The organism is Brevundimonas olei (assembly GCF_037055245.1).
Taxonomy (GTDB): Bacteria; Pseudomonadota; Alphaproteobacteria; order Caulobacterales; family Caulobacteraceae; genus Brevundimonas; species Brevundimonas olei.
The window spans coordinates 1,510,184-1,535,712 of the sequence record NZ_CP146369.1; the positions used below are offsets into that span (position 1 = coordinate 1,510,184).

The following is a 25,529-nucleotide window of genomic DNA, read 5'->3' on the forward strand; positions in this document are numbered from 1 at the left end:
TGAAATGAAGAAGGCCCCGGTCACGCGACCGGGGCCTTTTTTTGCGCTCCCGCTTTCTCCCGCTCACCCCGGCGGACGCCGGGATGAGCGGGAATGAAGGGTATCATTCGACAAAAAAGCCCCCGGTCGCGTTGACCGGGGGCTTTTGTCTTGTCGGAAGGCGATGGCCTTACGCCGTCTGCAGTTGTCCGCAGACAAACGCCGTCTCGCCTGCGTTCAGCAGGGCGGCGAGCACCGGCTCGACGTTCTCGGGCGCGACGATCAGGATGAAGCCCACGCCGCAGTTGAAGGTGCGGCGCATCTCGTGGTCCGAAATCCCGCCCGTCTCGCCCAGCCACTGGAAGACGGCAGGCATGGGCCAAGCGTTCCAGTCGAAGCTGGCCTCAAGGCCCTCGGCGATGCAGCGCGGCGGGTTCTCGATCAAGCCGCCGCCCGTGATGTGGGCCGCGCCCTTGATCAGGTCGGCCTTCATCAGCGGCAGGACCGGCTTCACATAGATGCGGGTCGGCTCCATCAGAGCCTGGGCCAGGGTCTGGTCCTTGGCGAAGGGGGCGTCGTCGCCCCAGGCCAGGCCGGACTTCTCGACCACCTTGCGGATCAGGGAATAGCCGTTCGAGTGCGGCCCCGACGAGGCCAGGCCGATGATGACGTCGCCCGGCTTCTGCTGGTCCAGATAGGGCAGGACCTTGCCGCGCTCGACCGCGCCGACCGAGAAGCCGGCCAGATCATAGTCGCCGCCCGAATACATGCCCGGCATCTCGGCCGTTTCGCCGCCGACCAGGGCGCTGCCCGACTGGCGGCAGCCCTCGGCGATGCCCGCAACGACGCGGCGCGCGGCGTCCACGTCCAGCTTGCCCGTGGCGTAGTAGTCTAGGAACATCAGCGGCTCGGCGCCCTGGGCCAGCAGGTCGTTGACGCACATGGCGACGAGGTCGATCCCCACGCCGTCGTGACGGCCGGTCTCGATGGCGATCTTCAGCTTGGTGCCGACGCCGTCGGTGGTGGTGACGATCAGCGGGTCTTCAAAACCGGCGGCCTTCAGGTCGAACAGGGCGCCGAAACCGCCCAGCGAAGCCTCGGCGCCGGGGCGGCGCGTGGACTTGGCCAGGGGCTTGATCGCGTCGACCAGCTGTTCTCCGGCGTCGATATCCACGCCTGCGTCGGCGTAGGTCAGGCCGTTCTTTAGGGCCTCGGGGGTGTCGCTCATCGGTCACGGCTCGAAATCGGGGGCGAAAATTTGTCGCGGCGCTCTTGCCACGACGGCGTCGCGCGGGGCTATAGCATCGGAATGACGCCAATCACCACCAATGACGCGCTGATCGCCTTCTGCGAGCGTTTGGCCAAGGCCCCGTTCATCACCGTCGATACGGAATTCATGCGGGAAACCACCTACTGGCCCAGGCTGTGCCTGATTCAGGCGGCGGCTTCGCCTACGGACGCCGCCATCATCGATCCGATGGCGGACGGGCTGGATCTGGAGCCCTTCCTCGACATCCTTCGGGACGAATCGATTCTGAAGGTCTTCCACGCCGCCCGTCAGGACGTGGAGATCTTCAACAAGCTGGGCGCCATGCCGCGTCCGCTGTTCGACACCCAGGTGGCCGCCATGGCCGCCGGGTTCGGCGATCAGGTCAGCTATGAGGCTCTGGTCCGCCAGATGCTGCGTCAGGAACTGGACAAGGGCAGCCGCTTCACCGACTGGGCGCGTCGCCCGCTGTCGGAGGCGCAGTTGACCTATGCGCTGGGCGACGTGACGCATCTGTCGGCCCTGTATCCCAAGCTGCGCGACCGGCTGCAGAAGGAAGGCCGTCTGGACTGGGTCATGTCGGAAATGGGCGCGGTCACGGACCCGGCGCTCTACGACACCTCGCCCGAGAACGCCTGGAAGCGGCTGAAGCCGAAGAAGTTCAACGCCAAATATCTGGCCGCCTTCGTCGCCACCGCCGTCTGGCGCGAGCGCGCGGCCCAGGAACGCGACCAGCCGCGCGGCCGCATCCTGAAGGACGAGGCCATCGACGAGATCGCCGTCCAGGCGCCGACCGACCCGGACGCCTTCAACCGCCTGCGTTCGGTGCCGAAGGGCTTTGGCGGTTCGCGTCTGGGGCTGGAGCTGGCGGCCGAGCTGAAGCGCGTCCTGGCCGACCCGGAAGCCCATGCGCCCAAGCTGGAGCGGCCGTCGCACAACCAGCCGGCGCCGCCCTCGGTGGTCGAGCTGTTGAAGGTGCTGCTGAAGGCCAAGAGCGACAATGCGGGCGTGGCGGCCAAGCTGATCGCCACTGTCTCCGACCTGGAGAAGATCGCCCTGAACGACAACGCCGACGTTGAAGCCATGAAGGGCTGGCGCCGCCAGCTGTTCGGCGAGGACGCGCTGAAGCTCAAGAAGGGCGAGATCGCCCTGGTCCTGAACGGCGCCCGCGTCGAAGTGGTCGAGATCGAGGGGTGAACACCCCTCTCCCATCGGGAGAGGGTTTTTAAATTTTCAGCGCCAGATCCATCGCTTCGGCCAGGGCCTTGGCCCGGCGTTTGGTCTGTTCGCCCAGCAGCATGTCGGCGTAGCCGTTGGCGGCGGTGACGCGCAGGGCGCCTTTCTCGACCGTGGCTGTGGCGTTCGCCAGCAACTGCGGCGAGCGGCCGGACAGGTCACAGGCCAGCCGCATGGCCAGGCCCAGGGCGCGGGCGCGCTTCTGGCCCTTGTCCGAAAGCAGGCGGTTGACCGTATCCGGCGCGGGCGTGCGCGCCTCGCCGCCATAGCGGGCGTTCATCGCCACGGCCATGAAGGCGCGCTCGGCGTGGGTCTGGCCCGGAATGGGCGACCACAGCACCTGATCGAACACCAGGTTGATGCGGTGGTCCGGATGCAGCCGCGCCCCCAGGTCTGCCAGCCGGCAGACCGACGACGTCAGCAGGGCGTCGCGTTCCTCGCCGAACACTTCCGGCAGGGCGGAGGCGACCGACTGCAGCCAGCCGTCCAGGGCGCGGGGCAGGGCGGGGTCCACCCCTTGTCGGCCGCCCCAGGCGGAGCAGCCGGCCAGCAGGGGATCGACCGCCCGCATGGCGGGCTCCATGCCATGATACAGCAGCCCCTCGCGCACGCCCCAGGCCGAGAAGACGACGGAGCTCAGCTCCAGGCGATCGATCAGCCCCTCCAGCACTAGGGCGGCGTAGGGCAGGGTCTCGGCCCGGCGCTTGGATACGCCCGGCAGCTTCTCCAGGGAGACGCGTGACTGGCGCGCGATCAGACGGGCCATGTCGCGGGCGTCGGCGGCGCTCATGGCGTACTGATGGACGATGCGGATCGGATGATCGGCCATCGCCATGTGCATCTGGGCCAGGCTGCGCCAGGCGCCGCCGACGGCGTAGAGCGTCGAGGTCGCATAGGCGTCCTCGACCGGCCCCAGCCGCTTGGCGATGCGGGCGCGCAGGCGATCCGCGTCGAAGCCCTTGGCGTCCAGCAGGGCGAAGGGGCCGAGCGCCAGGGTCACGCCCTTGCCTCGCGGCCCGTCGCCGATCCGGGTCAGCTCCAGACTGGCGCCGCCCATGTCGGCGGCCACGCCGCGCGCGCCGGGATCGCCCGCCAGCACGCCCAGCGCCGAATATTTCGCCTCCTCCTCGCCGCTGAGCACGCGGATGCGCAGCCCCGTCTCGGCGGCCACGCGCTCGCAGAACAGGGGGCCGTCCTCGGCCTCGCGCACGGCGGCGGTGGCGGCGACCAGCACCTGATCCGGCTGGACGCCCTCGATCACGGCGGCGAAGCGGCGCAGCGCCGTCATGGCCATGACGACGCCCGGTTCGGACAGGCGCCGGGTGGCGGCCAGGTCACGCCCCAGACCCGCCAGCACCTTTTCGTTGAACATGGTCCAGACCGCCCGGCCTTCGAGCCGATACAGCACCAGGCGCACCGAGTTGGAGCCGATATCGATGACGGCGATCTGTTTCGACTCGTATTCGCGCTCGGGGCTCATCAGCGGCGCTTCCGCGGCTTGAGGCCAGGGTAGGACAAGGCTCCGGGCAGGGTCTTCACCTTGCGGCCGCGCCCCGACAGGCTGGGGTTGGTCATGAAATACTTGTGCGCCGAGAAGGGCCGTTCGGAGCCGCTGGGCATCACACGGCGGTAGGAGCCGTCGGAGGCCAGGACCCAGCTCTGGGCGTCGTCCTTCAGATTGGCGACCATGATCTGGTCCAGCACCTGATCGTGGACGGTGGCGTTCAGGATCGGCGTCATCACCTCGACCCGGCGGTCCAGGTTGCGCGGCATCCAGTCGGCCGAGGAGATGTAGACCCGCGCCCGGTTGCTGGGCAGGTCGTGGCCGTTGGCGAAGGCGACGATGCGGCTGTGCTCCAGGAAGCGGCCGACGATCGACTTGACCCGGATGTTCTCCGACAGGCCCGGCACGCCGGGGCGCAGGCAGCAGATACCCCGGATGACCAGTTCGATGCGCACGCCCCATTGGCTGGCGCGATAGAGGGCGTCGATGATCTCCGGATCGACCAGGGCGTTCATCTTGGCCCAGATGGCGGCGGGCTTGCCCTTGGCGGCGGCCGACATCTCCTTGCCGATCATCTCGATCAGGCTGGTCTTCATGTTCAGCGGCGAGACGACCAAGGCCTCCAGTTCGTCGGGCGCCGCATAGCCGGTGATGTAGTTGAACACCCGGGTCGCATCCCGGCCCAGCGCCGGGTCGCAGGTGAACAGGCTCAGGTCCGTGTAGATCTTGGCCGTGACCGGATGATAGTTGCCGGTGCCGAAGTGGCAGTAGGTGCGAAGGCTGTCGCCCTCGCGCCGGACGACGACGCTCATCTTGGCGTGGGTCTTGTACTCGACGAAGCCGAAGACGACGTGGACGCCCGCCCGCTCCATCTGGCGCGCCCAGCGCAGGTTGGCCTCCTCGTCGAAGCGCGCCTTCAGCTCCACCAGGGCGGTGACGTTCTTGCCGTTCTCGGCCGCCTCGATCAGGGCGGCGACGATGGGGCTGTCCTTGGAGGTGCGATACAGGGTCTGCTTGATGGCGATGACGTTGGGGTCGCGCGCCGCCTGACGCAGGAACTGCACCACCACGTCGAAACTCTCGAACGGGTGGTGGATCAGCATGTCCTTCTCGCGCACGGCCGCGAAGATGTCGCCGCCGTTGTCGCGCACCCGCTCGGGGTAGCGCGGCTCATAGCCCTTGAACTTCAGGTCGGGGTGACCGCCGGGGATCAGTTCGGACAGCTGGGCCAGCCCCAGCATGCCGTCGACCAGCACCACGTCCTGCGGCTGGGCGTGAAGCTGGGCGATGATGAAGTCACGCAGGTCGTCCGGCATGTCCGCCTGGATCTTGATGCGCACGACCGAGCCCATGCGGCGCTGCTTCAGCGCCTCCTCGAACTCCATGACCAGGTCTTCGGCCTCTTCCTCGATCTCGATGTCGGAATCGCGGATCAGGCGGAACAGACCCTTTTCCAGGATTTCGCAGCCCGGAAACATGTGGTCGATGAACAGCAGCAGCAGGTTTTCGAGCGAGACATAGCGCGTGCGCCCCGGCGTCGAACGTCCGTCCGTCGCCAGCGCCCAGAAGCGCCGCACCTGCGTCGGCACCGGCACCAGGGCGTAGAGGACGCGGTTGTCGCTGTTGCGCCGCAGCTTCAGCGCCAGCGAGAAGCCGAGGTTGGGCAAGAAGGGGAAGGGATGCGCCGGGTCGATGGCCATCGGCGTCAAGACGGCGAACAACTGGTTCAGGAACTCAGGCTCCAGCCGCTCGCGCTCGGTCTTGGTGATGCGGACGCGCTCGACAATCTCGATGCCGGCGGCGGCCATCTCCTTGCGCAGGACGCGCCACTGACGCTGCTGTTCGGCCATCAGGCCGCCCGCCGCCGCATTGACCTGTTCCAGTTGCTCGGCCGGGGTCAGGCCGTCGGGCGAGACGACGCGGACGCGCTCGCGCACCTGGCCCTTCAGGCCGGCCACGCGGGTCATAAAGAACTCGTCCAGGTTGTTGGCCGAGATGGACAGGAAACGCACCCGCTCCAGCAGGGGGTGGCCCTCGTTCGCCGCCTCTTCCAGCACCCGGCCGTTGAAGGCCAGCCACGACAGCTCGCGGTTGATGAACCGCTCGGGCGAGGCCATCAGCGCCTCCGACAGCTCCAGCTGCGGGGCGCGAGAGGAGGGGACTTCCTCGCCGGTGGTGTCGACGGCGATGGGCGCGATATCGGTCATGATTCCGTTGTCGCGCGCGCCTGTGACGGCTGCAACCGCGATTGTGTCGCGGCAGGCGGGACTTAACTACTCCGCGGGGATGAGCGGGTGGTCAGGGTTCCCCGTCCAGCACTTGCCGCGCCAGCACGCGCGTCACGGGGCGGTGCAGGGCGTCCAGGCGGTCGACCACGGCCTCGGCGGCTTCGGCCGAGCGGTCGATGCGGCGGACCAGATAGTCGATCAGTTCGTCGGCCGGGGTGATGTTCCGGCTGGCGAAGGCGCGGCGCAGCATGGCGGCGAAGACCACGTCGTCGGGCGCCTCTATCCCCACGGTGCGGATGGCGTTCAGGCGCGAGCGCAGGTCCGGCAGGTCGGAGGCCCAAGAAGCTGGCGGATCGCGGGACACCAGCAGCAGGGCGCCGCCGCCCGACTGGGTCAGGTTGATCAGGTGGAACAGGCTCTCGTCGTCGGCGTCCTGGGCCCGGTCCAGCAGGACGGGGCGGCCCTCCAGCTCCAGCGGGTCGATCAGGGCCGCCTCGGCGCCGTGCAGGGCGATGGCGCCGGTGCGCTCGACCCAGGCGGCGGCCAGGTGGCTCTTGCCGCAACCGGCCGGGCCGAACAGGGCCAGGACGGCGCCGGGCGTCTCGGGCCAGGCGGCCAGGGCCGCTACGCCCGCAGCGTTGGCTTCCGAGATCGCCAGGTCCGAGGCGCGCTGCGGCGTCTCCTGCTGCAGCGGCAGGCGCAGTTGACGTATTTCGGCGGCCGAGGCGTTCATGATGACTGGACCCTAGCCGGGCGGGGACGCGGGCGTCTCTGTTGATAGGGCGGGATCACGGGGACAACCTGCGCGCCGCTGTGGATGGCGTATCGCGGGCGTTTCATCCGCGCGATCAGGCGTCAGCCTTGACTTTCGGGGGCGATGATGGGCCTTTCCCCGCTCCTAATTCACGCTGTTCGACAGCCGTTTTCAGACGAAATCCGATCATGCACGCCTATCGCACCCACACCTGCGGCGCCCTCCGTTCGACGGATGCCGGCGCGAATGTTCGTCTGTCGGGCTGGATTCACCGCAAGCGCGACCACGGCGGCCTGCTGTTCGTCGACCTGCGCGACCACTACGGCCTGACCCAGCTGGTCCTGCACCCCGAAACGCCGGGCTTCGACGTGGTTGAGCGTCTGCGCGCCGAGAGCGTCATCAAGATCGACGGCGAAGTCGTCCTGCGCGAAGGATCGACCGTCAACGCCAACCTGCCGACCGGCGAGGTCGAGGTGCGCGTCCTGTCGGTGGAAGTCCTGTCGGAAGCCGCCGAACTGCCGATGCCCGTCTTCGGCGAGCAGGAGTACCCGGAAGAGATTCGCCTGAGCAACCGCTTCCTCGACCTGCGTCGCGAGCGTCTGCACCGGAACATCGTCCTGCGTTCGCGCGTGATCCAGTCGATCCGCACCCGCATGGTCGCCCAGGGCTTCCTTGAGTATCAGACGCCGATCCTGACGGCCTCGTCGCCGGAAGGCGCGCGCGACTTCCTGGTGCCGAGCCGGATGCATCCCGGCAAGTTCTACGCCCTGCCGCAGGCGCCGCAGCAGTTCAAGCAGCTGCTGATGGTCTCGGGCTTCGACCGCTATTTTCAGATCGCGCCCTGCTTCCGCGACGAAGACCTGCGCGCCGATCGCTCGCTGGAATTCTACCAGCTCGACGTGGAAATGAGCTTCGTCACCCAGGAAGACGTCTTCCAGGCGATCGAGCCGCTGATGCATGGCCTGTTCACCGAGTTCGGCGAGGGCAAGCCGGTGTCGCCGATCGACGGCGTGCATACCTTCACCAACGACTTCGGTCAGACGATGGAGCACAAGGGCTTCGAGCGTCTGACGTTCGAGCAGTCGATGAAGTGGTACGGTTCGGACAAGCCGGACCTGCGCAACCCGATCAAGATGCAGGACGTGTCTGACCACTTCCGCGAGGGCGGTTTCGGCCTGTTCGCCAAGATTCTGGGCGCCGACGAGAAGAACGCCGTCTGGGCCATCCCGGCGCCGACGGGCGGCAGCCGCGCCTTCTGCGACCGCATGAACTCCTGGGCGCAGGGCGAGGGCCAGCCGGGCCTGGGCTATATCTTCTGGTCGGACGACCAGCAGTCGTGGGGCGGCCCGATCGCCAAGAACCTGGGGCAGGAACCGACCGAGGCCCTGATGAGCTCGCTGGGTCTGGGCAAGGGCGACGCGGCCTTCTTCACCGCCGGTCAGCCGGGCGTCTTCGCCAAGTTCGCGGGTCTGGCCCGCACCCGCGTCGGCACGGAGCTGAAGCTGGTCGACGAGGACCAGTTCAAGTTCTGCTGGATTGTCGACTTCCCCATGTTCGAATGGTCGGAAGAAGAGAAGAAGGTCGACTTCAGCCACAACCCCTTCTCGATGCCGCAGGGCGGCATGGAGGCGCTGGAGACGCAGGACCCGCTGACCATCCGCGCCTATCAGTACGACATCGTCTGCAACGGCTATGAGCTGTGCTCGGGCGCGATCCGGAACCACAGGGCCGAGATCATGCTGAAGGCTTTCGAGATCGCCGGCTATGACGCCTCGGTGGTCGAGGAGCAGTTCGGCGGCATGTTGAACGCCTTCCGTTACGGCGCGCCGCCGCACGGCGGTCTGGCGCCGGGCATTGACCGCATCGTCATGCTGCTGGCGGGCGAACAGGCCATCCGCGAGGTCATCGCCTTCCCGCTGAACCAGCAGGGCCAGGACCTGCTGATGAGCGCCCCGGCCGAGGTCGAGGAGCGTCAGCTGAAGGAGCTGTCGATCCGCACCCAGCTGCCGATCAAGGTCTGATCACGGCCACAGCGCTGAATTGAGAAAGGGAGGGGACGAGACCCCTCCCTTTCTTGTTTCTGAGCTTCAGTTGCGCGGGCGCGGCGGAACCGGGGGCGCAGGCGGCGCTGGGGGCGTGCGGATGACGCGGACGCCGCTGCGACAGTTGCGGGCCGTCAGCCCGCCGGGCAGGCGGGTTGCAGCGTCGCCGCAGGCCTCCTCGACCTGATCGGCGGTCAGGCCGCGCGCCCGCGACAGATCCAGACCGCGAATGTCGGTGCGGCGCATGGAGGCGTCGCGAAAATCCGCCCGGTTGAAGCTGCCGCCGGACAGGCGCGCGCCGTCCAGATCGGCGTCGCGGAACGTGGCCCCGTCGAAATTCCCGCCGGAGAGATTGGACGCCTTGATGTCGGCGCTGGTGAAGTCGGCGCCGCGGGCGTCGACGTTGGCCAGGGTGGCGCCGAAGATCTCGGCGTCGTTCAACCGCGCGCGGGTCAGGATGGCGCTGTTCATGTTCACGCCCTGAAGCTCGGCCCCGCTCAGATTGGCGCCGCTCAGGTCGACGCGGATCAGGACGGCGCCCGTCGCCTCGGCGCCCATCAGCTGGGCGCCGGTCATCTTGGCGTTGGTGAACATCGAGCCGACCATCTCGATGCCGCGCATGTCGGCGCGGCTGAAGTCCGCCCCCGTGAAGTTCGAGCCGACCAGTTCGGCGCCGCGCAGATTGGCGCCGACCAGGGTGGCGTAGGTGAAGTTGGCGCCGGTCAGGGTCGCGCCGGACAGATCACGGCCGGACAGTTCGCAGCGGGTGCAGCTGCCGCCCAGCGACACCATGCGCGCGACGTCGCGGTCCTGGGTCCAGGTCATGTCCGCCACGCCGGCCAGAGCAGGGGCGGCCGTCGTCAGTCCCGCAAGGGCTGAGGCGGCGAGGGCCAGACGGCGCAGGGGTGAAATCGAACGTTTCATCACCCCCTTTGAATGCGCCTTAGTCCGTAAAAACCCTACTTAAATCGCGGTAACGAAGGCGACGCTCAACAGGCGGGAATGCGCAGGCCTGAAGGCAGAACCGTGTTCTCGTCGCCGCAGGCCTGGTTGAGCTGGGATTGGGTCAGTCCGGTGGCGCGCGACAGCTGCGCACCCGACAGGTTCGTCCCGTTCAGCTTGGCTCCGGCGAAGGCGGCGCCTTCCAGATAGGTCCCGACGAAGCTGGCGTTGGTCATGTCCGCCCCGCTGAAGTTGGAACTGGACAGGACGGCGCCGTAGGCCTCGACATCGCGCAGGTCGGCGCGGCGGAAATTGGTGCGGTTCATCACCGACAGGCTGATGTCCGCCTGGCGGATGCGGGCGCCCGACAGGTTCAGCCCGCCGCGCTCCAGGCCCGAGAAGTCGCCCTGGAACAGGTTGCAGCCGGGGCAGGATGCGCCGCGACGCACCTGACTGATCTGCGAGGCGTTCTGCGCCGAGGCGGGCAGGGCCGTCAGCGTCAGGCCGACGGCGGCGAGAAGGGCGATGGCGGGACGGATCATGCGAATGGCTCCAGGCTTTGCGCCTGTCGCAGCAAGAAGCGGGCCGCCGTTTCGGGACAGGCTGTCCCGATTCAGCCCTGAACCTTGGGCGCCGCGCCGCAGGCGCCGCAGACGGGCGTCCCGTTCCGGTCCGTCAGCATCAGGTCGCCGCACTCGGGGCAGGGGCCGGCTTGCGCCTGGACCTGGGGCGTGGTGCGCGGCGACGGCTCCTTCCGGCCGAAGGGGGCGACGATCAGATTGTCGGGCGCCGCGCCTCGAGCGAAGCCCTTAGAGATGAAACGGGCGGCGGGCACGGGCTGGGGCGCGTCGGCGGGAGCCCCGTCCATGCCGTCCAGATTGGCGGCCTCGGGCGTGACCTGGGCCAGCTCGCGTCGGTCCAGATAGGAGACGCCCAGTTCGCGGAACACATAGTCGAGGATGGAGGTCGCCGAGCGAATGGAGTCATTGCCCGTGACCCGTCCCGACGGCTCGAACCGGGTGAAGACGAAGGCGTCGACGAACTCGTCCAGCGGCACGCCGTATTGCAGGCCGATGGAGATGGCGATGGCGAAGTTGTTCATCATCGAGCGGAAGGCGGCGCCTTCCTTGTGCATGTCGATGAAGATCTCGCCCAGTTCGCCGTCTTCGTATTCGCCGGTGTGGATATAGACCTTGTGGCCGCCGACCGAGGCCTTCTGGATATAGCCCTTGCGGCGGTCGGGCAGGCGGCGGCGGGTGCGGTCGCGCTCGATCACCTTCTCCACCACGCGCTCGACGGTGCGGGGCGCGGCCTCGAGGGCCGCCTCGGCGCGGCGCGGGGCCTCGACCTCAGGCAGGCGCAGGCGGAAATCCGCAGGAGCCTCGGCCCGGCGCAGCACGGCGGCGCGGCGGCCGTCGAGGGCGAAGTCGGCGAGGGCGCGGGCCAGGTCCAGCCGATCGGCGCGCCAGTCCAGCGTGACGGGGGCCAGGTCGGGAGTGTCGCTGAAGGGTTCGACAGCGCGGCGCAGGTCAGCTTCCAGCGCCTCGCCGGATCGGGACAGCAGCGATCGAAGCGCCTCGGGCGCCGCGTCCCAGTCGGACAGGTCGGGACGGCCGAAAACATGGTCCGCCGCCGCCCGGATCGCGGCCTCGTCAAAGCCCAGACGCGGCAGCAGGGCTTCGCCCGGCGCCAAGGTCAGGCCCAGTACGTCGCCGATGAAGCCCTCGTCCAGCACAGGCGGCGCGAAGGCGTCGGCGAAATCCTCGACCGAGCCCAGGGCGCGCTCGATCCCCTCAAGCTCCAGATCGGTGAAGCCCAGTTCGCGCAGGCGAGCGTGGCTGGCGCCCGGCGCCTCGGCCAGGGTGCGGCGCCCGAATAGATGGCGCTCGGCGGCTTCAACGTCGGCGCCCGCGCGGGTCAGGGCGACGGCCAACGCCGGACGCAGGCGACGCTCGACCTCGCCGTCCGCCGTCTGCCAGACGTCCGTCGCCGCGAAGGGCGAGACGCCGAGGCGCAGGGACAGTTCGGCGTCGTCGGCGAACAGGCTGATCATCGCGTGACGACGACCGTGGGCGCGCAGGGCCTCGACCGGCTCGCCGCGTTCGGTCAGGGCGGCCAGGGTTTCGTCCTTCACCGCCTCCCACTCGGCGCAGGGGCCGAGGCGCGCGGCCAGATCGGCGGAGGCGGCGTTGGCCCAGCGTGCGAGCTTGGCGGCCAGAACCGAGGCTGGGGCGGCGGGCGCGGCGGCGTCCTGCGCCACGGCCCAGTCGGCCAGACCGCCCAGACCCAGTGTGATGGGGCGTGCGGCGGCGCGCCGATCATCGCTCGAGATATCCAGCGTCAGGTCCAGCGCCGTCACCAGCAATGCGGTCAGGGCGGCCAGCGCCTCCTCGAAGTCGTCTCCGAAGGCGGCGGCCAGAGCGGGCAGGCTGAGCGTCGCGCGGGCGGCCAGCGTGGCATCGGCGGCCGCGTCCGCATCGGCGGGCGTGAAAACGGCGACGACGGGGCCTTCCAGCGCCGCCTCGGCGACGGCGAGGGCCAGCGGTCCGCCGACGGCGGCCGTATCGGGCTGGGCCAGTACGATCAGCGGCGCCTGTGCGGCATCGGCCGGCGGCGCAGCGCCAGCCGAAAGGCCCTCGCCCTTGATGGCGCGCAGGATGTCCGCATCGGCGGCGCCGCACTGTCGCGCGACATGGGCGGCGCGGGTCAGGGCGGGGTTGGAGGCGGGATCGGCGCAGGCCGCCGCATCGCCCTCGCACCGCGCCACGGCGTCGGCCACGTTCGCCAGCGCCTGGGCCAGGGCCTCGGCGGCATGAGCGGCCAGCCGGTCGCGGCGCCAGACGGCGGCCTGCTGCGCCAGTCGGCGCTCGGCCTCTGGCTCGGACAGGTCCAGACGAAGGGCGTCGGAGGCGCGGTCGTCCGCATCGCTGACGGCGGTCAGGCCCAGCAGGACCGCGCCGGTCAGCTCCGCCTCGAATCGGCGACCTTCGGCGGCGTTGGCGAAGACGCCGCCGTCGCGTCCGGCATGGGCGAGGCGCTCGGCCCAGTCATGGACGGCGCCGTTCAGCGGCAGGTCGGGACGGGACGAGAAGGGTGCGTCAGTCCAGTCCAGCCAGGCTTCGACCTGGACATCGGACCAGGCGGAAGGGGCCAGGACGATCTCGACGGCGTCGGCGCGCTCGATCTCGCGCGGCTCGACGGCGACGTCGGCGGCCAGGGGAGCAAACAGGGGCTTGAAGCGCATCGGGCGTCTCCCACGCTGGGTCTGGAGCGTGTCCTGCGGACAGCCTAACGGGGTCGAGCGACGCCCTTCAATAGATGTTGCGGCTGCAAGGGGTGTTGCCCACAAGATGTTGAGGCGTTTCCGGTGCGCTCCCTGCTGGACGCGGGGCGTCGCGGTTTCTATGATCGGCCTGCGCCGCCGGACCTCCCCGGGGCGGTGGATTCGAGTGAGTTCGACGACGTGCTGAGCAAGATCTTCACCTGGTGGAACGGCGCCACGATCGGCACCCTGTTCACCGTTGGCAAACGCGGCCAGCTGGTCGGCACGGACGAGTTCGGCAATCGCTATTACGAATCTCGCGACGCCGTCAGCTATGACGGCCGCAAGCGCCGCTGGGTCATCTATGACGGCTACGCCGAGGCGACCAAGGTGCCGCCGGAATGGCAGGGCTGGCTGCGCTACACCTATGACGAGAGCCCGGCCGAGCGCCCGCTGCCCCGTCAGGCGTGGGAGAAGGATCATCTGCCGAACCTGACCGGAACGCCGATGGCGCGTCGTCCGCAGGGTTCGCTGGCCGCCCTGGGCCAACGCCCCGCCGCCACCGGCGACTATCAGGCCTGGAGCCCGGAATGACCTTTCGCCATGTCCTGCTGGCCGGGGTGGTCGTCGCGGGACTGGCGATCTCGGGCGCGGGCGTGGCCAGCGTCCTGATGGACCTGCCGCAGGACGCGACGCCTGCGCCGGCCGATCCCATCGGCGACCTGCTGCGCGACACCAGTCGTACGCCGCTGCAACCGACCCAGCCGTCTCAGCCGCAGACGCCGCCCGCGAACGGCGGTCAGGCTCCGGCCGCCAATCCGACGGCGCCGGGCGCACCCGCGCAGTCGGGCGTCCCGACCGTGGCGATCCAGGGACAGGAAGTCGCCGTTCAGGAAGAAGTGCCAGAAGAACTGGTGGTCGAGGAGGAAGAGGTCGCGCCTGCGCCCGCGGCTCCCGCCACGCCGCCTGGCGTGCGCCAGCGTCGCCGCATCGCCGTCATCCAGGCGGTGGATAAGACCACGGCGGAGACCATGCGGTTCGAGGTCGAGGTGGGCGGCCGTCCGGTGCGTTTCGGCAAGACCCTGATCTTCAAGGCGCGGGCCTGCGAGGTCTCGGCTTCCGACGAAATGACCGAGGACGCCATCGCCTATATGGAGGTCGGGGTTCAGCCGCGCGGTCTGACGGTGCCGACCGAGGCGCGGCAGGTATTCAGGGGTTGGATGTTCGCTTCATCGCCGAGCGTCAGCGGGATGCAGCACCCCGTCTATGACGCCTGGGTGGTCGGCTGTAAGGCGTAAGCCACGGCCTCGGCCCCGCTCATTGGGGCTGTGAAGGCGTCCATGTCCGGCTCGGCCTGCAGAGCCCAGGGCAGCATCCGCAGATAGGCCTCCTGGGGCGTTTCGACCGCGCCGAACTGGCTGAGGTGGTCGGTCAGGAACTGGGCGTCCAGCAGTCGCCATCCTCCCGTCTTCAGCCGCGCGACCAAGTGGACCAGGGCGACCTTGGACGCATCCGTCGCCCGGCTGAACATGCTCTCGCCGAAGAAGGCGCCGCCCAAGGTGACGCCATAGAGGCCGCCGACCAGCGCCTCGTCCCGCCAGCACTCGACGCTGTGGGCGAAGCCGCGTTGGTGCAGTTCGATGTAGAGGCGGCGGATCGGGGCGTTGATCCAGGTGTCCTCACGTCCCGGCGCGGAGGCGGCGCAGGCGTCCAGCACAGCCGCGAAGGCTGTGTTCACTCGCACTTGAAACGGATCGCTCCGAACGGTGCGGCGCAGGCGTGCCGGAATGTGGAAGCGATCCAGCGGTATGACGCCCCTCTGGTCCGGCTCGACCAGGAAGACGCGCGGATCGTCGCGCGCCTCGGCCATGGGAAAGACGCCCCGAGCGTAGCAGGCGAGCAGCGCCTCCGGTCCGAAGACGTCGGAAGGGCCGCTCGCGCTGAAACCGGGCTCGTCGGGAGCCTTGGGCAAGGCGGGCCTTTAGGCCTTGGCCTTCTGCGCCGCCGCCCATTTCTCCAGCCAGTGGATGTCGTAGTCGCCCGACAGGATGTCCGGCTCCTGCAACAGCTTCTGGAACAGCGGGATGGTGGTGTCGACGCCGCTGATGACCGTCTCGCCCAGACTGCGCTTGAGACGCGCCAGCGCTTCCTCGCGGTCACGGCCGTGGACGATCAGCTTGCCGATCAGGCTGTCGTAATAGGGCGGGATCGAATAGCCGGCGAAGATGGCGCTATCCAGACGCACGCCAAGACCGCCCGGCGCGTGGAACTCGGTGATCGTGCCCGGCGAGGGGGTGAAGGTGTCCGGGTTCTCGGCGTTGATCCGCACCTCGATGGCGTGGCCCTCGAAGGTGATCTCTTCCTGCGTGAACGACAGCGGCAGACCCGCGGCGATGCGGATCTGTTCGCGCACCAGATCGACGCCGGTGATCATTTCGGTGACCGGGTGCTCGACCTGCAGGCGGGTGTTCATCTCGATGAAGAAGAACTCGCCGTCCTCCCACAGGAACTCGATGGTCCCGGCGCCCAGGTAGCCGATGGCGGCGATGGCCTTGTTGACCGTCTCGCCGATCTTCTTGCGGCCCTCGGCCGACAGGGCGGGAGAGGGGGCCTCTTCCAGCACCTTCTGGTGACGGCGTTGCAGCGAGCAGTCCCGTTCGCCCAGGTGGACGACGTTGCCGTGGCTGTCGGCGATGACCTGGATCTCGATGTGGCGCGGCTTCTGGAGATAGCGCTCCATATAGACGGCGCCGTTGCCGAAGGCGGCCAGGGCCTCGGCCTGGGCCGTCTGCACGGCCTCGACCAGATCATCGGCCGTCTGGGCCACCTTCATGCCGCGACCGCCGCCGCCGGCGGCCGCCTTGACGATCAGCGGGAAGCCGATGGCCTTGGACGCCTCGATGGCCTGTTCGACCGTCTCGACCTCGCCGTCAGAGCCGGGGACGACGGGGATGCCCGCGTCCTTCACCGCCTGCTTGGCCGTGATCTTGTCGCCCATGATGCGGATGTGGTCCGGCTTGGGACCGATGAAGGTCATGCCGTGGGCTTCGATGATCTCGGCGAAGCGGGCGTTCTCGGCCAGGAAGCCATAGCCGGGGTGGATCGCCTGGGCGCCGGTGATTTCCGCCGCCGCGATGATCGAGGGGATGTTCAGATAGGACTTGGCCGCCGGCGCCGGGCCGATGCAGACGCTCTCATCGGCCAGACGCACCCACATGGCGCCGCGGTCGGCCTCGGAGTGAACGGCGACGGTGGAGATTCCCATCTCCTTGCACGCCCGGTGGATGCGCAGCGCGATCTCGCCCCGGTTGGCGATCAGGACCTTGGTGAACATGGGGCTCAGGCTTCCAGCACGACCAGGGCTTCGCCGAACTCGACCGGCTGGGCGTCGCCCACCAGGATTTCAGCCACGACGCCGTCGCGCGGCGCCTGGATCGGGTTCATGGTCTTCATGGCCTCGACGATCAGCAGGGTCTGGCCCTTCTTGACCTTGTCGCCGGCCTTGATGAAGGGGTCCGAACCCGGCGCGGGCTGCAGATAGGCGGTGCCGACCATCGGCGACTTCACCTCTTCGCCCGAGCGGGCGACGATGGTCGCCGGGTCCGACGGCATGGAGACCGGGGCGGCCGCCGGAGCCGCATGGGCGACCGGGGCCGGGGCGGCGGCGTATTGGATCGGAGCCGCGGCGACGGTGACTTCGCGCTTCACCTTGATCTTCAGATCGCCGCGCTCGACCTCGATCTCGGTCAGATCGGTGTCGTTCAGGATGTCGGCCAGGCTGCGGACCAGATCGGCGTCGATGTTCTTGTTCTTGTCGTCGGACATGAGGGTCTCTTCTACTTGATCTTCAGACGGCGCGCGGCGGTCAGCCTTTGGCCCCGGCGCGACGCGCCAGGTCCAGGGCGGCCCGGACGGCCAATTCATAGCTGCGGGGGCCGAAGCCGGCGATCACGCCGGTCGCGGCCAGGGACACATAGGAGTGATGCCGAAACGCCTCGCGCGCGGCGGGGTTCGACAGGTGGCACTCGACCACGGGGATGCTCAGCGTCTTCAGCGCGTCAAGCAGGGCCACCGAGGTGTGGGTGAAGGCGGCCGGATTGATGACCAGGGCGTCGGCCTCATTCCTGGCTTCCTGAATCCAGTCGACCAACTGGCCTTCATGATTTGACTGATGGAAGACGACGCGCGCGCCATCGGCCGCCGCGTCGCACATGGCCTGAACGTCAGCCAGCGTCTCGCGGCCATAGATATCCGGCTCCCGAACCCCCAGCAGGTTCAGGTTCGGCCCGTTCAGGACATACAGGGTGAGAGTTTCGGGCATTCGCTCGCAAAACAGGCGCGCCGCCGCGCGGAATCGAGCGCGCGTTGTAGCCTAGGTGGCGCGCGGCGCAAAGCGGGCGGGGAAAAAGGGTGACGTAGGGGGAGGGATTGACGCCAACTCCTGTCCGCGCAATAGTTAAGCAAATGCTACAGTATGATCAGAAACGTCTCGATCAGGCCTTTCACGCCCTTTCGGATCCAGGGCGCCGCGCCATGGTCGAGCGACTAAGCGTCGGTCCGGCGTCCGTCAGTCAACTGGCAGAGCCTTTGCCAATGACGCTGTCCGCCGTGGTCCAGCACCTGAAGGTGCTGGAGGACGCCGGGTTGGTGAAGAGCCGTAAGACGGGCCGAGTGCGCACCTGCGCCCTGGACGTCGGCGCCATGAGCCAGGTCGAACGCTGGATCGCTGACCGTAAGCGTTTCTGGGCGCAGCAATACGATCAGTTGGAAGCCTACCTGGCTAAGCCAGGTCCTGAGGAAACAGACCGATGACCATCACCAATGCGACTTTCATCATCGAGCGAGTGCTGAACGCCTCGCCGGAGCGGGTCTTCGCCGCCTACAGCAGCCTTGAGGCCAAGAGCGCCTGGTTCAAGGCGCCCTTGGACGTTGAAACGCTGAACCGCGATTTCGATTTCCGCGTCGGCGGCCAGGAACGCTTCCATGCCCGTTGGCCTAGCGGAATGGTCACCGACTTTCAGGCCGCTTACCGCGACATCGTCAAAAATGAACGGATCATCCTCGTCTACGACATGATCCATAACGGCGATAAGCTCTCGGTCTCCCTTATGACGCTGGAGTTTATGGCCGAGGGGGATGGGACCCGGCTTATCCATACCGAGCAAGGCGCTTACCTGACCGGCGGTGCGGAGGCCGTGACGAGCCGAGAGCACGGCACTGCATGGCATATCGACAACCTCTGCGCCGTGCTTGAAGGTCGGCAGACCGAGGCCTTCGCATGAGCATGGAGCTCTTCGCCCACCCGTTCTCGTCCTACTGTCAGAAGGCGCTCATCGCCTTCTATGAAAACGACGTGCCCTTTACCTACCGCATGTTGGAGGAGGAGGGCGTGGGGGAAACGTTTGCTTCCCTGTGGCCGCTGAAGCGCTTTCCAATCCTGCGCGACGATGGGCGAGTGGTTCTCGAGGCGTCGATTATCATCGAGTACCTGCAGGTACGCTGTCCTGGCCCAGTGAAACTGATCCCCGAGAACCCGGAGCTTGCGGTCGAGGTGCGGATGCTGGACCGGATTTTCGACAACTATGTCATGACGCCGCAGGGCAAGTTTGTGTTCGACGCCCTTCGTCCGGCTGAAAATCGCGATCCCACAGGGGTCGAGGAAGCGCGTGGGATGTTGGACGCCAGCTACGCTTGGCTGGACCAGCGCATGGAGGGACGGACCTGGGCGGTCGGCGAGACCTTCACCATGGCCGACTGCGCCGCGGCGCCCTCGCTGTTCTACGCTGACTGGACGTATCCGATCCCTGAGCGGCATCGCCATCTCAAGGCCTATCGCGAGCGCCTGCTTCTGCGGCCGTCCTTTGCACGGGCGGTGGATGAGGCGCGGCCCTTCCGCCATTATTTTCCGCTGGGCGCGCCGGACCGTGATTAGACGCGGGAGTTTGCCGTCCCGTGCGGCAAGGCCCATTATCGAAGATATCCGATGGAGGCTTGACCTCCATCCTGCATCTCTTGGAGCGAACAGTTTGCGTATCGAAGTCAACGGCGAGGCGCGGGATACCGCAGCCACGACCATTCTGGGTCTGGTTCAGGAGTTGTCGCTGGACCCCAAGAAGGTGGCGGTCGAGCGCAATCTGGAGATCGTGCCGCGCTCGCTGCATGGCGAGACGGCGCTGGCAGAGGGCGACAGGATCGAACTGGTGCAGTTCGTGGGCGGGGGCTGACTTTAAATCCGCTCATCCCCGCGGAGGCGGGATCCAGTAAGAACCCCTGGCTCGCCATTAGCCCGTTGTGCTTGCCGCCAAAGCACTGGGTCCCCGCCTCTGCGGCGATGAGCGGTAGAGAGGGGCGGGACGATCAAATCCCGCAACGCCGCTTCCCCCCGGCGGCGGGCGGCGCTACTTCCCTAGGCATGACTGACACCGCTCCCCGCACCGACAGCTGGACCGTCGCCGGCCGCACCTTTAACTCGCGCCTGATCGTGGGCACCGGCAAGTATCGCGACTACGCCCAGAACGCGGCGGCGGCCGAGGCGTCGGGCGCCGAGATGGTCACCGTGGCCGTGCGTCGGGTGAACCTGACCGATCCGAACCAGCCGGTGCTGACGGACTTCATCGACCCGAAGAAATACACCTATCTGCCCAATACGGCGGGCTGCTTCACCGGTGAGGATGCGGTGCGGACCCTGCGTCTGGCGCGCGAGGCGGGCGGATGGACCCTGGTCAAGCTGGAGGTTCTGGCGGATCCCAAGACCCTGTTCCCCGACATGGAGGAGACCCTGCGGTCGCTGAAGCTGCTGACCGCCGAGGGCTTCGAGGTCATGGTCTATTGCACCGACGACCCCGTCTATGCGCGCAAGCTGGAGGACGCGGGCGCCGTGGCCATCATGCCGCTGGGCGCGCCGATCGGCTCGGGCCTGGGGGTGCAGAACCCGATCAACATCCGCCTGATCGTCGAGCAGTCCAAGGTGCCGGTGCTGGTCGATGCGGGCGTGGGCACGGCCTCCGACGCCGCCATCGCCATGGAATTGGGCTGCGACGGCGTGCTGATGAACACCGCCATCGCCGAGGCGCGCGATCCCCTGCTGATGGCCAGCGCCATGAAGCACGCGGTCATCGCCGGGCGGGAATCCTATCTGGCCGGGCGGATGAAGAAGCGGTTCTACGCCGATCCGTCCTCGCCGCTGGCGGGGCTGATCTGAGACGGCTTGGGGGCTGACCGGAAGGTCAGCCCTTTTTCTTGGCCGCTTCGATCAGGGCGCCGACCTCGCGCGGGTCGATGCCGGGGCTGGCGACGCCGTTGATGAAGAAGGTCGGCGTGCCCTGCAGGCCCAGCGTCGCCGCCGCCGTGTGGATGTCGGTGACGTGGCGCGTCATCTCGGGGGCCGAGATGGCGGCGTTGGCCTTGGCCATGTCGACGCCGTTGTCGGCCAGGATGCGGTCGATGGCGGCGCGATCCAGCGCCCGTTCGGCCATCAGGGCGTCATAGACGGCCAGATACTTGCCCTGCTGATGCGCGGCCAGGGCGGCGCGGGCGGCGTACTGCGAGGTCACGTCGTCGCCGCGATCCAGAATCGGCCAGTCCTTGAAGACGAAACGCACCTCGGGGTGGGCGGCCATCAGGGCGCGATAATCATGAGCCACCGCCTTGCAGCCGGGGCAGCGGAAGTCGAAGAATTCGATCACCGTCACCTTGGCGTTCGCGGGACCAAAGGCCGGATCGCGCGGATCGGCGGCCAGCAGGGCCGGATTGGCGGCGGCGGCGGCGTTGATGGTCTGGACGCGCGACTGGGATTCCATCGTCTCGCGTGCGGCCAGGACTTCGTCCAGCACCTGAGGGTTGCTGATCAGATAGTCGCGCACCTTGCCGCCGAAACCGCCGCTCAGATAGGGCGCGGCCGACAGGGCCAGGGCCAGCGCCGACATGGCCACGGCGGCGCCGCCCAGCACCGTTCCTGACAGAGCGAACCGGCTCTTGGCGGCGGCAGGCGGCGTCACGGCAGGCTGATCGGCCGTCTGGTCGGGCTCCTGGCCAGATCGGGGGGTGTCGTCGGTCATCAAGGTCTCGTCAGGCGAAAAGAGAAGGCGGGTTGGGCGTCAGGCGCCGGGCGGGATGACGCCGGAGCGGCTGCGCTGCTCGTTGCGGCGTTCGGCGTCGATGATGTCCTTTTCGGTGGCGCCCGACGCCAGGACGATGTCGGTGGCGCGACGCCATTCGATGGAGCTGCGGTCCAGCATGTCGCGGGCGCGCATGGCGAATTGGGCGGCCTGATCCGGGCGGCGCAGGGCGAACCAGTATTCGGCCGAGGCCAGGCGCGCCTCGCCCTCCTTGTTCTGGCTGGCGTAGGCCTGGGACAGCAGACGCCAGCCCATGGTGTTGTCCGGCTCCAGCGCCAGGGCGCGCTTCAGCTGGTTCTCGGCCTCGGCCAACTGGGTCGGGTCGCTGGTCTCGATCAGGGCGTGGGCCAGGTTGATGCGCAGCAGGGGGGCGTCCGGCTTCAGCTCGACCGACTTCTCATGCGCGCCCAGGGCTTCGGCCGGGCGGCCTTCCTCGAACAGGATCTGGCCCTTCAGCTCCCAGAAATAGGGATTTTCGGGCTGTTCGGCCAACAGGACGTCGACCGCGTCCAGCGCCTTCTGCGTCTGGCCGTCGCGATACCAGGCGATGGCGCGGGCGTAGCGGGCGGGCAGGGTGACGTCGCTGGACGGATAGTCGCGCAAGGTGGCGTTGGGCGCGTCCATGAAGGCGCGGATCTTGGCCACGACCAAGGCGTGCTGGGCCATCCGCTCGTCGCTGTCGCGCTTGTCGTAGTGGGAGGCGGCCTCGACGGGGCGGCGCAGGGCCTCGATCCGCTGGGAGGACAGGGGGTGGCTGCGGAAGTAGGGATAGCGGCGCTGATCCGAGAAGATTTCCTGCGCGCGGAAATTCTCGAAGAACTCGACCATGCCGCGCCCGGATTCCCCGGCGCGCTCCAACGCGCGGGCGCCGGTGATGTCGGCCTCGCCCTCCTGACTCTGCATGTAGCGTAGGGCGCCCAAGGTGCCGAAATACTGGCTGGAGGCCAAAAGAGCCGCGCCCGCGTCCGGCGCGCCCGCGATCGCGGCCAGGGCGCCCAGGGCCATGGTCATGATCATCGGCTGCATCCCGGCGTTCTGGGCGCCGTCGCGCAGGGTGTGGCGGTTCTTGATATGGCCGGCCTCGTGGGCGATCACGCCCAGAAGCTGGTTGGGGCTCTTGGTCCGCAGGATCAGGCCGGTGTTCAACCCCATGATCCGCCCGCGCGTGGCGAAGGCGTTCAGGTCGTTGTCGTTGACCAGCAGGATCTCGACCTCGGCCGGGTCCAGGCCCATGGCGTCGAGCACGGGCTCGGACCACTCATGGATGATGCCTTCGATCTCGGTGTCTCGGATCAGGCTCTGCGCCTGGACTGACGCGGCCGAGGCCAGCACGGCAAGGGCGCCGAGCCCGGCGGCCAGATGGCGCCGGATGCGGGTTGCGGCGGGGGGCGTCCTGGTCATGACGAACTCCAGAGCGATAGTCTCCCCCGCAGCTTCCAGCTTAATCGTGTCCGATCAACGGCGCCACCAGCCCCGCTTGGGCTTGGCGGGCGGGGCGCTGATCTGGTTCGGATCGTCGGCGATGATCGCGGCGATGTCGACCTCGGGCGTCGGCGCCGCAGCCGGCTCGACCAGGACGACGGCCTCTTCGAGGACGACCTTGACATCGACCGGGGCTTCGGCCGGAGCCGCTTCGCCCAAGGCTTCTTCGAGGGCTTCCTCGATGGCCTGTTCGACGCGGGCGGCCACGGCGGGCGGCACGTCCAGTTCAGCAACGACCGGCGCGACTTCGGCCTCGACCTTGGCCGGTGCGGCGGCGTCAGTCGTTTCTTCCACGGCGGCGGCGCTGACCTTGCGGCGCACGCGGCGACGCTTGGGCGCTTCCGCCTGTTCGACGGCCGGCGCGGCTTCGACGGCTGGAGCCTCGGCCGTTTCGCCTTCGATCACCACGGCGATCGGCGTGTCGGGCGAGCCGACGGGCGGCAGTCCCTCGTTGGCCGCGCGGTCCTCGACCTTGGCCTCGTGGGTCAGTTCGCCCTGACCGCGACCCCGGCCGCGACCACGACGACGGCGCGAACGGCCGTTGCGGCCCTCTTCGGAGGCGGCGACCTGATCCAGACCGACATCGGCGGCTGCATCCTCGCTGACCGCTTCGGGCTTGCGCTCTTCCTTACGTTCAGGGCGAGCGGCGGCGGGGTTGATCGGGTCGAACCAGACGTAGGGGTCCTGAAGCGACGGCGTGCGGCCGCGCACCCAGGCATAGACGTCGCGTTCGCCTTCCTCGCGCATCCGGCGACCGCCGCGACGGCCCCGGCGGCGGCGGCCGCCCCGGCTGTCGTCGTCATCGTCGGAAGCGGCGGTTTCGGTCTCCTCGTCACGACGACCGCCGCGACGGCGACGGCGGCGTCCGCCGCGGCTGTCGTCGTCCTGTTCGGAGCGGGCGCGGGCCTCGTCGTCGTCCTCGTCCTCGCGGTCGAGATCGGCCTGGTCTTCGTCGTCGCCGAAGTCGTCTTCGTCCTCGGCGTCTTCGTCCTCGTCGTCATAGGCGCTGTCGTCGAAGCCGTCGTCCAGGTCGGCCAGGTCGATGTGGCTTTCGGGCGCGACGAAGTCTTCGTTCGTTTCAGTGCGCTCGATCGAGTGCTCGCCCTGGGCCAGGCTGTCGTCGATCTGGATGATGACGTTCAGGCCGCGCTGCTCCAGCAGGAACTGCAGATATTCGCGCTTGTGGTTCAGGATATACAGCGCCACGGCGGTCGAGACGCGCAGGTTCACCGACCCCGCGCCGTTCTTCCCGGCCTCGATGTCGACAGCGCGCAGGGTGGTCAGGGCCGCCGATTCGGCCGAGCGGACGCGCCCGGCGCCCTGGCAGCATTCGCAGACCTCGGTCGCGCCCTCGATCACGCCCAGGCGGCGGCGCTGACGGCTGATCTCCATCAGGCCGAAGCCGGAGATGCGGCCCATCTGGATGCGCGCACGGTCCTTCGCCAGGGCGTCCTTGAGGGCCTTCTCGACCGCGCGGTTGTTCTTGCCCTCGTCCATGTCGATGAAGTCGATGACGATCAGACCGGCCAGGTCGCGCAGGCGCAGCTGGCGGGCGGCCTCGACGGCGGCTTCCATGTTGGTCTTGGTCGCCGTGGCCTCGACGTTGCGCTCCTTGGTGGCGCGACCCGAGTTCACGTCGATGGCCACCAGGGCCTCGGTCTGGTTGATGACCAGATAGCCGCCCGACTTCAGCGGCACGACCGGCTGGTGAATCTGGGTCAGCACCTCTTCGATGCCGTTCGAGGCGAACAGCGGGCGCGAGCCCTGATAGAGGTGGATCTTCTTGGCCTGGGACGGCATCAGCACGCGCATGAAGTCGCGGGCCTGCTTGAAGCCCTCGACGCCCTCGACCTGAATGCCGTCGAAGTCCTTGTCGTACATGTCGCGCACGGCGCGGCGGACCAGGTTCTCTTCCTCGTGGATCATCGCCGGCGCGTTGGAGCGCAGGGTCAGTTCGCGGATCGTCTCCCACAGGCGCAGCAGATATTCATAGTCGCGCTTGATCTCGGCGCGGGTGCGCTTGGCGCCCGCCGTGCGGATGATCAGGCCCATGCCCTGCGGCACCTTCAGCGCAGCGGCGGCGGACTTCAGCCGGCGACGGTCCGAGGTGTTGGTGATCTTGCGGCTGATGCCGCCGCCCTTGCCGGTGTTCGGCATCAGCACGCAGTAGCGGCCGGCCAGCGACAGCCAGGTGGTCAGGGCCGCGCCCTTGGCGCCGCGCTCGTCCTTGACGACCTGCACCAGCAGGATCTGGCGACGCTTGATGACGTCCTGGATCTTGTAGCGGCGCATCAGGCGACGCTTCAGGCGTTCCTCGTCGGCAAGCTTGCCGTCGGAATCGGCGTCGTCGGATTCACGGCCCAGATCGTCTTCGTCCGCGTCGTCGTGCGCTTCGGCCATGATGGCTTCGCGGTCGGCGACCGGGATCTGATAATAGTCCGGGTGGATTTCGTTGAAGGCCAGGAAGCCGTGGCGGTTGCCGCCGTATTCGACGAAGGCGGCCTGCAGGCTGGGCTCTACGCGGGTGACCTTGGCGAGATAGATGTTGCCGCGAAGCTGGCGCCGCGCGCGGGATTCGAAATCGAATTCCTCAACCTGGCGGCCGTCCACGATCGCGACGCGGGTTTCTTCCGCGTGCGCCGCGTCTATCAACATGGTTTTTGACATTGAAGGTCTCTCTCAGGCGCGCCAGGCCGTGCGCCGCGAACGCAGTCGC

General features: G+C 68.1%; 23 protein-coding genes. 9 read left to right on the forward strand and 14 right to left on the reverse strand.

The window, feature by feature from the left end; translation table 11 throughout:
- Positions 1-169: 169 nt before the first annotated feature.
- Complete coding sequence (gene purM / locus V8J38_RS07190) at positions 170-1,207, reverse strand: phosphoribosylformylglycinamidine cyclo-ligase (protein ID WP_338578468.1); 1,038 nt, start codon at positions 1,205-1,207, stop codon at positions 170-172.
- Positions 1,208-1,288: 81 nt separating this feature from the next.
- Between purM and rnd the strand changes: the two genes are divergently transcribed.
- Complete coding sequence (gene rnd / locus V8J38_RS07195; protein WP_338578469.1) at positions 1,289-2,443, forward strand: ribonuclease D; 1,155 nt, start codon at positions 1,289-1,291, stop codon at positions 2,441-2,443.
- Positions 2,444-2,471: 28 nt separating this feature from the next.
- Here rnd and V8J38_RS07200 read toward each other — a convergent pair whose 3' ends face one another.
- The 3 genes from V8J38_RS07200 to V8J38_RS07210 all read right to left on the reverse strand — a co-directional run bounded on the left by V8J38_RS07200 (position 2,472) and on the right by V8J38_RS07210 (position 6,947).
- Positions 2,472-3,962, reverse strand: coding sequence for a Ppx/GppA phosphatase family protein (locus V8J38_RS07200; protein ID WP_291774328.1), 1,491 nt, complete (start codon positions 3,960-3,962; stop codon positions 2,472-2,474).
- Entirely contained in the window at positions 3,962-6,193 is a 2,232-nt protein-coding gene (locus V8J38_RS07205) for an RNA degradosome polyphosphate kinase (protein WP_312220054.1), read from the reverse strand. The genes V8J38_RS07200 and V8J38_RS07205 overlap by 1 nt, the downstream gene beginning before the upstream one ends.
- A gap of 91 nt (positions 6,194-6,284) precedes the next feature.
- On the reverse strand, positions 6,285-6,947 hold the full coding sequence (locus V8J38_RS07210; protein WP_338578470.1) for a DnaA ATPase domain-containing protein: 663 nt from the start codon (positions 6,945-6,947) through the stop codon (positions 6,285-6,287).
- A gap of 209 nt (positions 6,948-7,156) precedes the next feature.
- On the opposite strand from V8J38_RS07210, the gene aspS reads away from it, so the two are divergent.
- The gene (gene aspS / locus V8J38_RS07215; protein ID WP_338578471.1) at positions 7,157-8,989 is read left to right on the forward strand and encodes an aspartate--tRNA ligase; all 1,833 of its coding nucleotides are present in this window, start codon (positions 7,157-7,159) and stop codon (positions 8,987-8,989) included.
- A gap of 66 nt (positions 8,990-9,055) precedes the next feature.
- Here aspS and V8J38_RS07220 read toward each other — a convergent pair whose 3' ends face one another.
- From V8J38_RS07220 to V8J38_RS07230, 3 genes are all read right to left on the reverse strand, one after another.
- Positions 9,056-9,934 carry a pentapeptide repeat-containing protein gene (locus V8J38_RS07220; protein ID WP_291774340.1) on the reverse strand — a complete coding sequence of 293 codons (879 nt, stop codon included), beginning with the start codon at positions 9,932-9,934 and terminating at the stop codon, positions 9,056-9,058.
- Positions 9,935-9,999: 65 nt separating this feature from the next.
- The gene (locus V8J38_RS07225) at positions 10,000-10,494 is read right to left on the reverse strand and encodes a pentapeptide repeat-containing protein (RefSeq protein ID WP_291774343.1); all 495 of its coding nucleotides are present in this window, start codon (positions 10,492-10,494) and stop codon (positions 10,000-10,002) included.
- 71 nt (positions 10,495-10,565) lie between these two features.
- On the reverse strand, positions 10,566-13,196 hold the full coding sequence (locus V8J38_RS07230) for a TSCPD domain-containing protein (protein ID WP_338578472.1): 2,631 nt from the start codon (positions 13,194-13,196) through the stop codon (positions 10,566-10,568).
- Between the two features lie 219 nt (positions 13,197-13,415).
- Here V8J38_RS07230 and V8J38_RS07235 point away from each other — a divergent pair, with 219 nt between their 5' ends.
- Positions 13,416-13,808 (forward strand): NADH:ubiquinone oxidoreductase subunit NDUFA12, encoded by a 393-nt coding sequence (locus V8J38_RS07235; protein WP_291776067.1) that lies wholly within the window; start codon positions 13,416-13,418, stop codon positions 13,806-13,808.
- Positions 13,805-14,512 carry a DUF2155 domain-containing protein gene (locus V8J38_RS07240; RefSeq protein WP_338578473.1) on the forward strand — a complete coding sequence of 236 codons (708 nt, stop codon included), beginning with the start codon at positions 13,805-13,807 and terminating at the stop codon, positions 14,510-14,512. Before V8J38_RS07235 ends, V8J38_RS07240 begins: the two co-directional genes overlap by 4 nt.
- Here V8J38_RS07240 and aat read toward each other — a convergent pair.
- The 4 genes from aat to aroQ are packed head-to-tail and all read right to left on the reverse strand — an operon-like array spanning position 14,479 to position 17,535.
- Positions 14,479-15,186: a leucyl/phenylalanyl-tRNA--protein transferase gene (aat, locus tag V8J38_RS07245; RefSeq protein ID WP_422388327.1), complete on the reverse strand. Its 708-nt coding sequence runs from the start codon at positions 15,184-15,186 to the stop codon at positions 14,479-14,481. The genes V8J38_RS07240 and aat overlap by 34 nt on opposite strands.
- A gap of 9 nt (positions 15,187-15,195) precedes the next feature.
- Positions 15,196-16,548, reverse strand: a complete 1,353-nt coding sequence (gene accC / locus V8J38_RS07250) for an acetyl-CoA carboxylase biotin carboxylase subunit (RefSeq protein ID WP_291774351.1) — start codon at positions 16,546-16,548, stop codon at positions 15,196-15,198.
- 5 nt (positions 16,549-16,553) lie between these two features.
- Positions 16,554-17,039 carry an acetyl-CoA carboxylase biotin carboxyl carrier protein gene (gene accB, locus V8J38_RS07255; RefSeq protein WP_291774354.1) on the reverse strand — a complete coding sequence of 162 codons (486 nt, stop codon included), beginning with the start codon at positions 17,037-17,039 and terminating at the stop codon, positions 16,554-16,556.
- 40 nt (positions 17,040-17,079) lie between these two features.
- Complete coding sequence (gene aroQ, locus V8J38_RS07260; protein WP_291774357.1) at positions 17,080-17,535, reverse strand: type II 3-dehydroquinate dehydratase; 456 nt, start codon at positions 17,533-17,535, stop codon at positions 17,080-17,082.
- Between the two features lie 143 nt (positions 17,536-17,678).
- On the opposite strand from aroQ, the gene V8J38_RS07265 reads away from it, so the two are divergent.
- From V8J38_RS07265 to V8J38_RS07285, 5 genes are all read left to right on the forward strand, one after another.
- Positions 17,679-18,026: a metalloregulator ArsR/SmtB family transcription factor gene (locus tag V8J38_RS07265; protein ID WP_338578474.1), complete on the forward strand. Its 348-nt coding sequence runs from the start codon at positions 17,679-17,681 to the stop codon at positions 18,024-18,026.
- Positions 18,023-18,496: an SRPBCC family protein gene (locus tag V8J38_RS07270; protein ID WP_291774363.1), complete on the forward strand. Its 474-nt coding sequence runs from the start codon at positions 18,023-18,025 to the stop codon at positions 18,494-18,496. The genes V8J38_RS07265 and V8J38_RS07270 overlap by 4 nt, the downstream gene beginning before the upstream one ends.
- Positions 18,493-19,146: a glutathione S-transferase family protein gene (locus V8J38_RS07275; RefSeq protein WP_291774366.1), complete on the forward strand. Its 654-nt coding sequence runs from the start codon at positions 18,493-18,495 to the stop codon at positions 19,144-19,146. Before V8J38_RS07270 ends, V8J38_RS07275 begins: the two co-directional genes overlap by 4 nt.
- A gap of 94 nt (positions 19,147-19,240) precedes the next feature.
- Positions 19,241-19,438: a sulfur carrier protein ThiS gene (gene thiS / locus V8J38_RS07280; RefSeq protein WP_003168098.1), complete on the forward strand. Its 198-nt coding sequence runs from the start codon at positions 19,241-19,243 to the stop codon at positions 19,436-19,438.
- A gap of 188 nt (positions 19,439-19,626) precedes the next feature.
- Complete coding sequence (locus V8J38_RS07285) at positions 19,627-20,415, forward strand: thiazole synthase (protein WP_003168099.1); 789 nt, start codon at positions 19,627-19,629, stop codon at positions 20,413-20,415.
- A gap of 25 nt (positions 20,416-20,440) precedes the next feature.
- Here V8J38_RS07285 and V8J38_RS07290 read toward each other — a convergent pair whose 3' ends face one another.
- From V8J38_RS07290 to V8J38_RS07300, 3 genes are read right to left on the reverse strand one after another with little or no spacing between them, the layout of a single operon-like run.
- A complete protein-coding gene (locus tag V8J38_RS07290) occupies positions 20,441-21,271 on the reverse strand; it encodes a thioredoxin domain-containing protein (protein ID WP_338578477.1) in 831 nt (276 codons plus the stop codon).
- A gap of 39 nt (positions 21,272-21,310) precedes the next feature.
- On the reverse strand, positions 21,311-22,732 hold the full coding sequence (locus tag V8J38_RS07295; protein WP_338578479.1) for a M48 family metalloprotease: 1,422 nt from the start codon (positions 22,730-22,732) through the stop codon (positions 21,311-21,313).
- A 54-nt stretch (positions 22,733-22,786) separates the two neighbouring features.
- Positions 22,787-25,480, reverse strand: a complete 2,694-nt coding sequence (locus V8J38_RS07300) for a ribonuclease E/G (RefSeq protein ID WP_338578480.1) — start codon at positions 25,478-25,480, stop codon at positions 22,787-22,789.
- Positions 25,481-25,529: the final 49 nt, after the last annotated feature.